The organism is Sorangium sp. So ce1504 (assembly GCF_051521635.1).
In the GTDB taxonomy this organism is placed as follows: domain Bacteria; phylum Myxococcota_A; class Polyangia; order Polyangiales; family Polyangiaceae; genus Sorangium; species Sorangium cellulosum_B.
On the sequence record NZ_CP150365.1, the window covers coordinates 5,459,982 to 5,472,298 of the forward strand.

The 12,317-nt window shown below is 72.0% G+C and carries 6 protein-coding genes; 4 read left to right on the plus strand and 2 right to left on the minus strand.

The genetic code is table 11. From position 1 onward, the window contains the following. Positions 1-202 precede the first annotated feature (202 nt). The 3 genes from WMF39_RS20430 to WMF39_RS20440 all read left to right on the plus strand — a co-directional run bounded on the left by WMF39_RS20430 (position 203) and on the right by WMF39_RS20440 (position 4,382). Entirely contained in the window at positions 203-697 is a 495-nt protein-coding gene (locus tag WMF39_RS20430; protein ID WP_437747156.1) for a hypothetical protein, read from the plus strand. Positions 698-888: 191 nt separating this feature from the next. After that, on the plus strand, positions 889-2,895 hold the full coding sequence (locus WMF39_RS20435; RefSeq protein ID WP_437747157.1) for a potassium transporter Kup: 2,007 nt from the start codon (positions 889-891) through the stop codon (positions 2,893-2,895). Positions 2,896-2,978: 83 nt separating this feature from the next. Further along, entirely contained in the window at positions 2,979-4,382 is a 1,404-nt protein-coding gene (locus WMF39_RS20440; RefSeq protein WP_437747158.1) for a hypothetical protein, read from the plus strand. 148 nt (positions 4,383-4,530) lie between these two features. Here the strand turns inward: WMF39_RS20440 and WMF39_RS20445 are convergent, their stop codons facing one another. Then, a complete protein-coding gene (locus WMF39_RS20445; protein ID WP_437747159.1) occupies positions 4,531-6,969 on the minus strand; it encodes an SUMF1/EgtB/PvdO family nonheme iron enzyme in 2,439 nt (812 codons plus the stop codon). Positions 6,970-7,838: 869 nt separating this feature from the next. On the opposite strand from WMF39_RS20445, the gene WMF39_RS20450 reads away from it, so the two are divergent. Continuing rightward, positions 7,839-11,180, plus strand: a complete 3,342-nt coding sequence (locus WMF39_RS20450; protein ID WP_437747160.1) for a DNRLRE domain-containing protein — start codon at positions 7,839-7,841, stop codon at positions 11,178-11,180. Between the two features lie 34 nt (positions 11,181-11,214). Here the strand turns inward: WMF39_RS20450 and WMF39_RS20455 are convergent, their stop codons facing one another. Continuing rightward, positions 11,215-12,225 carry a helix-turn-helix transcriptional regulator gene (locus tag WMF39_RS20455; protein WP_437747161.1) on the minus strand — a complete coding sequence of 337 codons (1,011 nt, stop codon included), beginning with the start codon at positions 12,223-12,225 and terminating at the stop codon, positions 11,215-11,217. Between the last annotated feature and the right edge of the window lie 92 nt (positions 12,226-12,317).

Consider the following 12,317-nt stretch of genomic DNA (forward strand, 5'->3'; position numbering starts at 1 on the left):
GCGCGCGCGGAGAAAGTTCTCGGCTGGCGCCGGGCGCGCGCTGGCCAGCCGATCCCCGCGGGCTTCGTCCGCGGCCGGCCGTTCCTGGGCGCGTCTCTCGGGGCGGAGTTCGTGCTGCCATGAGCCGAAATGGGCAGCTGCCGTGACCTCAGCGCAGACAATCTGGACGCCGGGCGCGTCGGCGCGCGGCGTGGAGGACCCAATGAAGATCACGGCTACGAAGCTCTGGGCTCTGGGCTTGTCGACGGCCTTCGCGTCCGCACCGGCGGCGTGCGGCGACCGCCATGTCGATCCGATCGTGGAAGTCCACCTGGCGACCACCGTCGAGGCGGCCACCGAAGGGCCGTGGGCTGCCTGCATTCCCCCCGAGGGCGGGGGCTTCGGCCGTATGCATTGCCCGGATCCCGAACCGAGCGGTGAAGAGCGCAGGTGCAGGGTGGCGTACGTCGCCGAGCGACAAGACGATGGATCGACGTGGTGCGATGTGGCGGCGCAATGCAACTACGAGTGCGAAACGGCGGAGGACTGCCCGCGGCCGCCGAGCGGCACCGCCACGCCGGTGTGCAACTCGGTCTGCGAGTTGCCCTGCGACGAGAGCACCACGTGCCCGAGCGGCATGGAGTGCTGGCACATGTTCCACGGGCCTGGCCTCCGGGACGAACAGGGCTTCTGCATGTGGAAGTACGAATGTGACTGAAGGTCGAGGTCGACGAACCTGGCCAGTCCACCTCGGTCTGCCCGCGGACCCGCGCGGCGACACGCAACCGCGCTGATGGTTTCGGTCTCGCGACGAGAGCTTCACCTCAACGCATCATGCGCCGGCCCCCGCGAGCCGCCGCGGAGGATTCGATCCATCGGAGCGCCGCCGACGCGCTATGACTCCGCCCCATGGACCACCCCGACACCACGCCGCGCCCTCCCGGCGCTCGGCCTGCCCTCCGCGCAGCGGCGGATCCCGCGGCGCCCCGAGACGGCTCGTCGCAGGCCGGCGCGGCTCGGCGTGACGCGGACGCGGCGCACGGCCACCACGGCGGCAAGGCCGCGCTCGCCCTGGCCGCGCTCGGGGTCGTCTTCGGCGACATCGGCACGAGCCCGCTCTACGCGCTCAAGGAGTGCGTGAGCGCGACGCACGGCGTCCCGCCGACGCCCGACAACGTCCTCGGGCTGCTCTCGCTCCTCTTCTGGTCGCTGATGATGGTGGTCACGGTCAAGTACGTCACCTTCATCACGCGGGCCGACAACGACGGTGAGGGCGGCATCCTCGCCCTGCTCGCGCTGGTGCCGGAGCGGCTGCGCGCCAGCGGGACGCAGGGCGTCGGGTGGCTCGCCGGGCTCGTGGTGCTCGGCGCCGCGCTCCTCTACGGCGACGGGGTCATCACGCCCGCCATCTCGGTGCTGAGCGCCATGGAGGGGCTCGAGGTGGCGACGAGCGGGCTCAAGCCGTTCGTCGTGCCGCTCACCTGCGCGATCCTCGTCGGGCTCTTCAGCGTGCAGCGCTGGGGGACGGCGCGCGTCGGCAAGGTCTTCGGCCCCATCATGGTCCTCTGGTTCACCGCGCTCGCCGTGCTCGGGCTCGTGTTCATCGCCAGGAACCCGGCGGTGCTCGCCGCCCTGAACCCCGTGTACGCGGCGCGCTTCTTCGCCGCCCACGGTTTCCATGGGGTCGCCATCCTGGGGTCGGTCGTCCTCGTCATCACGGGGGGCGAGGCGCTCTACGCGGACATGGGGCACTTCGGGCGCGGCCCGATCCGGCTCGCCTGGTACGCGATCGCGCTGCCGGCGCTCGTGCTCAACTACTTCGGCCAGGGGGCGCTCCTGCTGCAGGAGCGCGAGGCCGCCGCGAACCCGTTCTTCGCGATGGTGCCGAGGGGTCCCCTCACCTACGCGCTGGTCGCGCTCGCCGCCATGGCCACCGTGATCGCGTCGCAGGCGCTGATCTCGGGCGCCTACTCGCTCACGCACCAGGCGATCCAGCTCGGGTACCTGCCGCGGACCCAGGTGCGCCACACCTCGAGCGAGGCCGCGGGGCAGATCTACATCCCCCTGACGAACTGGGCCCTCGCGGCCGGGTGCCTCGCGCTCGTGCTGATCTTCCAGCAGTCGAGCCGGCTGGCCGCGGCGTACGGCATCGCGGTGACCGGCACGATGGGGATCACGTCGATCGTCTTCTTCGTCGTGATGCGGCACACGTGGCGAGCCCCGCTCGCGAAGGCGCTGCCGCTGCTGATCCTGTTCCTCTCGTTCGATCTGCCGTTCTTCGGGGCCAACCTGATCAAGTTCCTCGACGGCGGGTACGTGCCGGCGGTCATCGCCGCGGTCCTGTTCGCCATGATGGTGATCTGGAAGCGAGGCCGCACGATCCTCGCCGAGCGCTTCACGCGGGCGGCCCCCTCAGTCGACGCCTTCGTGCGCGATCTCGACGCGAAATGCCGCGCGCGGGTCCCCGGCACGGCGGTCTTCCTGAGCGCGCGCGCGGGCAAGATACCTTACGCGCTGACGCACCACCTCAAGCACAACAAGGTGCTCCACGAGACGGTGGTGATCTTGACCGTGGTGACGGAGCACGTCCCCCGGGTCGCCGACAGGGAGCGCCTCGACGTGACGAGCCTCGACAAGGGGGTTCACCAGGTCGTCATCCGATCGGGCTTCATGCAGTCGACCGACGTGCCGGCCCTCTTGCGGCGGGCCGCGGCGGCGCACGCGCTGCCCATCGATTTCGCGGACGTGGCGTATTACCTCGGCCGCGAGACGATCCTCGCCACCGACAGGGGCCGGATGGGCAGGATCACGGAGACGATCTTCGCGGTGATGGCGCGGAACGCCGGCGCCGTGCCCGACTACTTCAGGCTGCCGCCGGAGCGGGTGGTGGAGATCGGCGTGCAGGTCGACCTGTAGCGGGCGGTGGAGATCGGCGCGCGGCGCGATCGGCCCACCTCCGCTGGGCTTTCGCGCGCTCGAGGCGCTATGACTCGGCCCTCATGAAGATCCCGCTCCTGGGCCGTGTCCTTCCCGCGCTCGGCCTGTCGCTCCTCGGCTGCGCGGAAGGGCCGCGGACGCTCACGGTCGAGGTCGTGCCGGGGCACGAGGCGACCGCGTTCCAGGACGACCCGCCTGTCGCCCGGATCGAGGTGACCGCGACGGCGGCCGAGGGAGACGTCACCGTGTCGGCGGCGGCGGCGCCGGGCGGCGAGCTCGATTTCGGCGAGATCCCGGCCGAGCGGGCGTACACGTTCGATGTGCGCGGCCTCGACGCGGGCGGCGCGACCGTGGTGCGGGGGCGCTCCGCGGCGGGCATCTACCTCGCCGCGGTGACGGGCGACGTGCTGCCGCTCTTCGCCCAGCGGACCGGCCGGTGGGCGCGGCCGCCGGGCGAGCTCGCGGCGTCGCGCGCCGGCGCGCCCGGGGCGGCGCTCGCGGAGCGCTACCTGATCCTCACCGGCGGGGTCGCGGCCGGGGGCGCCGCGGCGGGTGACGTCGACCCGGCGCGGCTCGACGCGTACGACCTCGCGGCGTGGGGCGGGAGCGCCTCCAGCGGCGCGCTCCCGCGGGCGGCGCGGTCGCTCGTGGTGCGGGGAGACCTGCTGCTCACCCTGGACGACGAGGGCGCGAGCTGGACCGACGTCGCGGCGGGGCAGAGCGCCGAGGCGTCGCTGCCCGAGGGGCTCGGCTCGTTCGCGGAGGTGGCGGGCGGCCGGACGGTCGAGGCCTCGGACGGGCGCTCGTTCGTGGTCGGCGCGACGCGCGCGGGCGCGGCCGCGGGGGCGCCGGGCGCGCCTTCGGACAAGGTGCTCGTCGTCGGCGCGGACGGGGCGCTCTCGGTGGCAAAGCTCCGCCACGCGCGGGCTGGCGCCGCGGCCGTGTGGGTGGAAGGTCTGGGCCTGGTCGTCGCGGGCGGGAGCGCGGACGGCGCGGGGCTGGAGGTGCTCGGCGACGGCGCGACCGAGTTCTCGCCGAGGCCGTTTCCGCCGGACGCCTCCGAGGGGGCGGGCGCCGCGGTGACCGGTCCCGGGGAGATCGCGCTCGTCGGCGGGGTCCAGGGCGGCGCCGCGGCGCCGACGCGGCGGCTCGCGCCGGGGTGCGCCGCGACCTGCGCGGCGGTGGAGGTCGAGGGCGCCGCGCTGACCGCGGCCATCGGGGGCGTCGCCGCGTTCGCGCTGCCCGGCGGGCGCATCCTCGCGGTGGGCTCCGAGGCGGGCGAGGACGGGCTGACGCGGAGCTTCATCGTCGACGTCGCGGCGGCGCAAGTCGAGGAGCTGCCGCTGCGGGAGCCGCGGCGCGGCGCGGCCGTGGTGCCCGCGCCGAACGGGACGCTCGCGGTGCTCGGCGGGGTCCACGCGGACGGGACGCCGGCGCTGACGATCGAGACGTTCTTCCCGGAGTGAGCGGTGCGCCGGAGGGTGCGGCGCTTTCAGGACGATCTCGCGGGCGCTGCGCAGGGCTCGCTCGATCGCCCTCGCGCAGCTCTTCCCGGCGCGGCCCGTCGGCGCGGACAGCAACCGGCGCGAGGGGCCCTCGCGGGCGGCGCCGCCGTCAGCGGGCGGGCTGCCCGGCCGGCGGCTTCGCGCTGTGGGCTTGCATCGAGCCGCGGACGCAGCGGAAGCCGACGTCGGCGTTCTTCGCGCTGGCGAACATGAAGTGGCGCGCCGCGGCCCGCAGCCGGTTCTTCGCGACCACCCGCCACGAACCGCCGCGGAGCACGCGCCCGTAGCCGATGGAAGGCCCGACCGGATTGCTCACCGGACCCTCGACGGCCTGGTAATCGCCGTACCAGTCCCAGCACCACTCCCAGACGTTGCCCGCCATATCGAGGATCCCGAACGGCGACGCCCCCTTCGGGTAGTACCCCACGGGGCTGGGTCCGGCCCGCATGGCGAGCACCGGGCTCTTGATGCGCGCGTCGCTCCAGGCGAGCTGGTCCGACGGCGGCTCATCACCCCACGGATACATGCGTCCGCGGGTCCCCCGCGCCGCGTACTCCCACTCTGCCTCTGTGGGGAGCCGATAGCCGTTCGCCTCGCGATTCCAGATCACGCCCTCTCCTTCGAGCTGGTATGCGGGCCCGAACCCTCGTAGCGCGGACAGACGGTTGCAGAACTCGATCGCGTCCCACCAGTTGACGTTGTTCACCGGGAGCTCGTCGCTCGCGGGAAGCCCCGGGTTCGTGCCCATCACCTCGCGGTAGAGCCGCTGCGTCGTCGGATAGACGCCCATCCTGAACGCCGCGACCAGCACCTGCCGCCGCGGGCGCTCATCGGGCTTCGCCGACACGTCGTCGTCCGCGCTGCCCATCCAGAAACGCCCGCCCACGATCACGGCCATCTCGATCTTGGGCGCGCTCCCGGCGCGGCCGGCGTCATCCTCGGCGTCCACGGCGCGGGCCACGATCGCCCCCGGGCTCCCCGCCGGCGCGGTGAAGGCCGCGGATCCGACGGCAGGGATCCCGGTCGCCGGCGTCGCCGTGGCGGAGGGCACCACCGCCACGGGCGGCGCGGCCGGAGGGGAGTCGGACGGGCCGCGCCGGGGCTGCAGCGCGCCACGCGGCCGGCTGGCGATGCTCAGCGCCGCGCACAGGTCATCGATGCTGGCGTACCGCTTCTCGCGCTTCCACGCGACGGCCTGCTCCAGGACCGCCTTGACCGTGCCGTCGCACGAGAGCTCCCGCAGGAACGCCGCCCGGTCGTGCACCGCCTCGGCCGGCAGCTGGGCGCCGTGGAGGCAGAAGAGCGCGGTCATCCCGAGGCCGTACACGTCGGCCCGCGCGTCGGCGTCCTGGGGCCGGTCCATCGACTCGGGCGCGCTGTACACGTACGTGCCGAGCGCCCCCGTCCGCGTCCCGCCGGTCGTGTCCGCGGCCGCGACCAGGTCGAAGTCCGTGAGCCGCGGCTCGCCCGACGGCTCGAGCAGGATGTTCGCCGGCTTCACGTCGCGGTGCACGAGGCCCTTCGCGTGCGCCGCGCGCAGGGCCTCGCCGACGCGCAGGACGAGGGGGATCACCTGCGCCGCCGGGAGGCGCTGCTGGAGGACCGCCTGGTGCAGGTCGCCGCCGCTGACGAACTCCATGACGAAGAACTGGAAGCCCCCGTCCTCGCCGTGCGGCTCGATCACGCGCACGACGCCGGGGTGATCGAGCCCCGCCATGCGCTGGGCCCCCCGGAAGAAGCGCTCGCGCCGGATCGCGTCCTCCGCGAGGCTCGAGTGCAGCACCTTGATGGCGACGACGTGGCCCTGCTCGTCGTCGCGCGCGCGCCACACGTTCGCGAAGCCGCCTCGCCCGACGCGATCGAGGAGCAGGTACCTGCCGCGCTGCCCCAGCCTGTCGCCGGCGCGGAGCTGGCCTCCCTCGCGCAGCTGCCGCCGGAGCTCCAGGACCTCGCGCTGCGCCTCGGCCGTGTCGCCGCCCGCGAGCTGCAGCGCCCCGAGCCGCACGCGCGCGCGCTCCAGCTCCTGGGCGAGCCTGCGGGTCTCGGCGTCCGGGTAGATCGGCCTGTGGCTCTGCGCGCGCAGGCGCTTCTTGTCGCTCTTCTCGTTCTTCTCGAGCGCGGCGCGGATGCCGAGCGCCACGTCGGTCCAGGCCTCGTCGCGATCGGCCCGGCCCTGGATGGGGCGCTCGTTGTCGGGCAACGCCGCGAGGTGACCGAACGGCGCGCCCTTCCAGTCGCACGCCCTGAGCAGGATCGGGATGACGCGCGCCGAGCCGGCCGCGTGTCGGGCCATCGCGCGCTCCATCTCGACGTCCCAGCAGGACGGCGAGGCGATGAAATCCGCGCTGACGAGCAGCAAGATGAGCTGCGCCGCCTCGAGGCGCTCGCGCACCTCCTCCTCCCATCGGGCTCCGGCCTCGAGCTCCCGATCGTGCCACGCCCGCAGGATCCCCTGTCGCTGCATGGGCGCCAGGTGCGAAACGAGCTCCCGTAGAGCGGATTCATCCCTGCGCGCGTAGGAGATGAATACGTCGATGGGCTTCTGCACGGTCGTCCGAGGTGCCAGCCGGGAAGGCGCGTGGTGCGACGAGTCGACCAGGGGAATCTACCAGGAAGAGCAAACGACCTCTTGGAAGTCAAGCCCATCGTCGCGCCCGCGCGGTTGTCTCGCACCGGTTCGCACCGGTTCGCACGGTTCGCACGGTTCCCGCGTCTCGCACAGTCCTCGCGGGATCGTACGGCTCGGCCCGACCCGAGCCCCTGGAATTGACTCTCAACGTAACCGCCCTGGCCTGGCCGACGGCACTCTTTCCGACCTGCCTTCTCGCGCACCGAGCGGCAGCGCCCCCCACAGCTCGTGTCGCCGCATGTTGCCCTCCAGGTTCCATGCAGTTCCTGGCGGGCGGCCACGCCGTGAACCTGCCTGATCAAAGGACAACCGACCGTCCGGTCGGCCATCGATCGGCCATTGATCGGCCGGTGAGACTCGCACGCGGCTCATCCACCGCCGCCGTGATGACAGCTTCGCAAAATGTTGCGAGCGATGTAGATGCGACGCAGTCGGTGCAGACCGCGCAAACAATGCAATTCGCAAATATTGCGGCCAATGCGGGCGTGACGCAGTTGTTGCGGACCACGCAAACAATTGCAAAAAACGTCAACGATGAACGAGCCGGCGGGAGTCGGCATCCTATGTCCGAACCACGGAATCGTCGTCTTCACGACTTGACATGCATGCGTGAGCGGCGGACCATGGATGGATATTTGTCTTGGGCTTTTGCAGCGACTCACGCCGCACCTCGCCTCGTACCCAGCGCTCATGACCGTGGGGCTACACGACACTGGCCTTGCGCGCGGCGAAGCCTTGCGCGGCGAACCACAACGTCTGTCACGGAGAATCTTTGTATGAGAGATAAAATGAAAATACTCAGCGCCCTGTGCGCTGGTCTGGCGAGCGCCCTCGCGGCCTCGTGCGGCGCCGATCCCGGCGGCGCGGGCGACGACGGCGACGAGAGCGTGGCGCGCGCCGCGCAGGCACTATCGACCGAAGGACAGCTGTGCAGCACCGTCCAGCGCGGCGCCGGACCAGCGGGCGTGGATGACGTCGTGCTCTGGCAGAACGCGCCGACGTGGAACGACGGCGCGAACGTGGCGCTCAGCTCGGGGACGAGCGCGAGCGGCGGGATCCGGCGCAGCTTGCTCCGGTTCGACCTCTCCGGCCTCCCATCGAACGCCGAGGTCGTGTCGGCGAACCTGTCGCTCTCGCAGATCTACAAGGCGGACACCAGCACGGTCCGCGTCCACCGCGTCACGAGCGCCTGGGCGGAGTCCACCGCGACCTGGGGGAGCTTCGGCGAGTCCTTCGATCCAGCGATCGTCGCGTCGTTCACCGGCGGCGGGGCGGCGGGCGTCCGCTCCTCCGACCTCACCGCGCTCGCGCGCGCGTGGGTGAGCGGCGAGGCCGAGAACCACGGCGTCCTCATCGAGGAAGACCCGGTCGTGAGGAGTGAGTTCAAGAGCAGCGAGCGGCCGGAGATCGCGAGCCGGCCGAAGCTCGACGTCTGCTACGTCACGTGCGACGACGGGATCCAGAACGGCAGCGAGAACGGCGTCGATTGCGGGGGCCCGTGCGCGCCCTGCGGCGGCGAGTCGTTCGAGGGGCCGCCGGGCGGGAGCCCCGTCGACCTCGAGGGCACCGGCGCGACCTATGGCTGGTCGGTCGGTGATCTCGACGAGCTGCCGGAGTCCATCGCGCGGCAGGGCACGAACGAGCCGTGCACGACCGGCGAGGACTGCCAGTTCGACCAGCACTGCGACAACCCCGCGCAGGGCGCGTGCGCCCACGATCCGTGCGCGACGGGTGACTCGCTGATGTCGACGTGCAGCGGCTGCGTGACGAAGGTCTGCGACGCCAACCCGAACTGCTGCACGCCGACGGCCGTACCGGGCGATTGCGGGCACGACGCCTGCGTGGCGGCTCCCGGCGCCGCGACCAACATGAACACGACCTGCGGCGACGCGTGCATCGCGACCATCTGCGCGAACCATCCGCGCTGCTGCGATATCACGTGCACGAACACCGCGCAGTGCACTGCGATCATCGGCACGGGCAGCATCTGCGCCTTCCCAGGTCGCTGCACCCCGCCAAGCGGCGGCATATGTCCCCCAGGGACGGTCAATTCAGGCGGCAGGTGCACCGGGACGTGGAGCGCGACCTGCGCGGGTTATGTCGCCACCGAGTGCGCCCCCAAGACGTGCAGCTCGGTCGCCCCGCAATGGGACGCGAGCTGCGTCGCCCTGGCCGGATCGTTGTGCGGCTCCAGCTGCGAGACCGATCCGGGCTGCGCGCACGACAAGTGTTACACCGGCGAGCGGCTGAACGCAGGGTGCGACTCGTGCGTGTCGCAGATCTGCGATGTGTCGCCGAGCTGCTGCGCGCCGGGCGGTGCGTGGACACAGAGCTGCGTCGACCTCGTGGAGAGCGTCTGCGGAGAGACCTGCCCGCAGCAGGGGCTCTGCAATGCCTACCTGCCGGGCGAGACGAACCCTGAATGCTCTCTCCCGGACCTCACGATCGGCGTGCCCTGCGGCGGGACGATCCCGGTCTGCAACCGCGGCACCACCCCGGCCCCGGCGGGAATCGCCATCCACCGGTATGCTTCCACCGCCAACCAGCTGCCATCCTCCGCCCCGAGCCGGGTCCTGAACGCGTGCAACCCGACGGGCGGCACCCTCGCCTGCACGACGGCGCAGCCGATCGAGCCGGGTGAGTGCATCAGCGTGGCAGGCTGCACCGGCGTCACCGACGGGATGGAGCTCATCGTCAATCCCCCTGGCGCGGGGCAGATCGCCGAGTGCCAGTGCGGCAACAACGGGAGCGTCTATCAATCGGGCGAGTGCGGGTCGCCCGCCTGCACCGCCACGGCCAGCACCTCGCCGTCCAGGCCGGTCACCCTGTTCGTGGCGCTCGATCGATCCACCTCGATGCGGCAGACGCTGTCGGGGGTGGACGTGAGCGCGGATCGATGGATTCCGGCGACGAACGCGCTGAAGTCCTTCTTCCAGGATCCGGCGTCGGCGGGGCTCGGTGTCGCGTTCCGGTTCTGGCCGCTCGACAACCCGGGCCCGTGCAACGAGACCCCTTCCTGTCCGCCTGCCGGCGGCGGCGGCTGTGCGCTGCCGCTCGTCCCGTTCAACGGCGCCGCGGCCGACAGGTTGACCGAGGAGTCCGCGGCGATGGGGGACCAGCAAGAGATCAAGCTCATGCAGGCCTTCATCAACTTCCCGACGCCCAACGGCGAAACGCCGATGTACCCGGCGCTGGACGGCGCCACCACCTGGGCGAACAACTACAAGGACGCCCATCCCGAGGAGGAGGTCGCCGTCGTGTTCATCACCGACGGCATCCCGTCGAGCTGCAACACCGTCCCCAACGCGATCGGAAACCTGGCGCGAAACGCCTTCGTGAACCACGGCGTTCGCGTGCACGCGGTGGGCTTCGGCAACTCGAACGCGGAGCTCATCAACCTCATCGCGGCTCAAGGCGGAGGGCAGGCGCACAACCTCAGCGCCGGCTCGACGCTGCAAGGTAACCTCCTCAATGCGCTGGTCTCGATCCGCGGAGAGGCGCTGCCCTGCGACGTCGCCGTCCCCCTCGCGGGCGTCTCGGATCCCGCGTCGGTGTCCGTCGTCTACGAGAACGCCGCCGGCGTGGAGACGACGCTCACGCCCCGGGCCGGGGTCGGCAGCTGCGGCGCGGGGGGCTGGTACTTCGAGTCCGGAAACACGCGCGTGAAGCTCTGCCCGGAGACCTGCTCCATCGTCCGCGAGAACCCGGGCGGCAAGGTCCAGGCGACCGTCCCGTGCGCTGACGAGGCCCTCTCGCCCATCACCACGAGCTGGGAGCGCTACCACGGCGCCTGCCCGCCCGGGACCAAGGCCCGGTGGGAATACCTCACGTACAGGACGACCACGCCGGGCGACTCGAGCGTCGAGTTCTTCGTGCGATCGGCCGACGACACCGCCGATCTCGGCGCAGCGGCCGTGACGCTCGCCGCGACCGCCCACGCCACGCCGGCCGATACCCAGGTGTGCGACGGCACCTCGACGCCGTCGTGCGCCGTCGATCTCGGCGCGCTGCCGGGAGCGCAAGCGGATTACCTCGAGCTCCAGGTGACGCTGAATCCGACGAGCGACGGCGCCGGCGGAGTCCAGGTGCAGGACTGGGAGATCGGGTATTCGTGTCCCGACGTGGAATGAGCCTGGACACGTTCGCGATCCCTCCGGTGTCGGCTCACCTCTTCCTGCCCCCACGCTGAGGCGCGGCCGCGCGGCGCGCCCCGTAGACCGCTCGTAGATCCTTCGCGATCTCCCGGAGCCGCGCCCGCAGCGCCGCCGGCTCGAGCACCTCGACGCCCCTGCCCAGCCCGACGATCTGCGAGACCGCGATCGACTCCCGCTCGAAGTCGACCGTCACGACGCTCGTCCCCTCGCGCCCGCACGTTCCCCGCCCCCACCGCTCGTGCTCGCCGCCGGGCCGGACCCGCCGGAGCGCCTCTTCCCCCTCCCCGGTCACGCGCAACGTCACAACGTAGCTCGCCCTCTGCTCCGCGAACCGCCGGCTCAAGGCCTTCCAGCACGCCGCCAGGTCGAACCCCTCCGGCCGCGCAAACGTCGCTTCGAGGAGCCGCGCGCCCGCCACCCGCGCTCCCCGGAAGATGCTCGGCCCCCGCTCCGTCCCGGCGACGAGATACCAGCGGTCGGCCTTGATCACGAGGCCATACGGCTCCACCACCCGCTCGCTCGCTTCCCCGTCGAAGTCCCGGTACGCGAGCCACACCTTGCGATCCTGCCAGACCCCCTCCCGCAGGACGTCGAGGTGCGGCACCACCTCCCTGCCCTGGAACCACCCCGACGCGTCCACGTGGAGCCGCTGCCGCGCGTGCTCGGCCAGCGACCGGTGCACGGCCGGCAGCGCCGCCGACAGCTTGATCAGCCCGCTCTCCAGCGCCGCCGAGAGCCCGATGTCGGCCAGCGCCCCGGGCGCAGCGACCGCGGCGAGCGCCTGCACCTCGGGCTGCGTCAGCCCGGTCAGGCTCGTCTGCCACCCCTCCGCCAGCGCGATCCCGCCGCTCGGGCCGCGCTGCGCATAGACGGGCACGCCCGCGGACGACAGCGCGTCGAGGTCCCGGTAGATCGTCCGCGCGGAGACCTCCAGGCGGCGCGCCAGGTCCTCGGCCGTCAGCTGCCGGCTCTTCGCCCGCTGCAAGAGCAACATCAAGCTGAGCAGCCGATCCGCGCGCATGACCGTCCGTGGCTCCCGACCCCGAAATGACCCGCCCGAGAGGCTACGCGCAATTCATGACAGGAGATGTCAGGAATTCGCCCGTAGCGTCG

Bases quoted from the DNA above. Each gene is read 5' to 3' on its own strand.
- WMF39_RS20435 (WP_437747157.1), top strand. From the start codon at position 889: ATGGACCACCCCGACACCACGCCGCGCCCTCCCGGCGCTCGGCCTGCC.
- WMF39_RS20455 (WP_437747161.1), bottom strand. From the start codon at position 12,225: ATGCGCGCGGATCGGCTGCTCAGCTTGATGTTGCTCTTGCAGCGGGCG.
- WMF39_RS20440 (WP_437747158.1), top strand. From the start codon at position 2,979: ATGAAGATCCCGCTCCTGGGCCGTGTCCTTCCCGCGCTCGGCCTGTCG.
- WMF39_RS20450 (WP_437747160.1), top strand. From the start codon at position 7,839: ATGAAAATACTCAGCGCCCTGTGCGCTGGTCTGGCGAGCGCCCTCGCG.
- WMF39_RS20430 (WP_437747156.1), top strand. From the start codon at position 203: ATGAAGATCACGGCTACGAAGCTCTGGGCTCTGGGCTTGTCGACGGCC.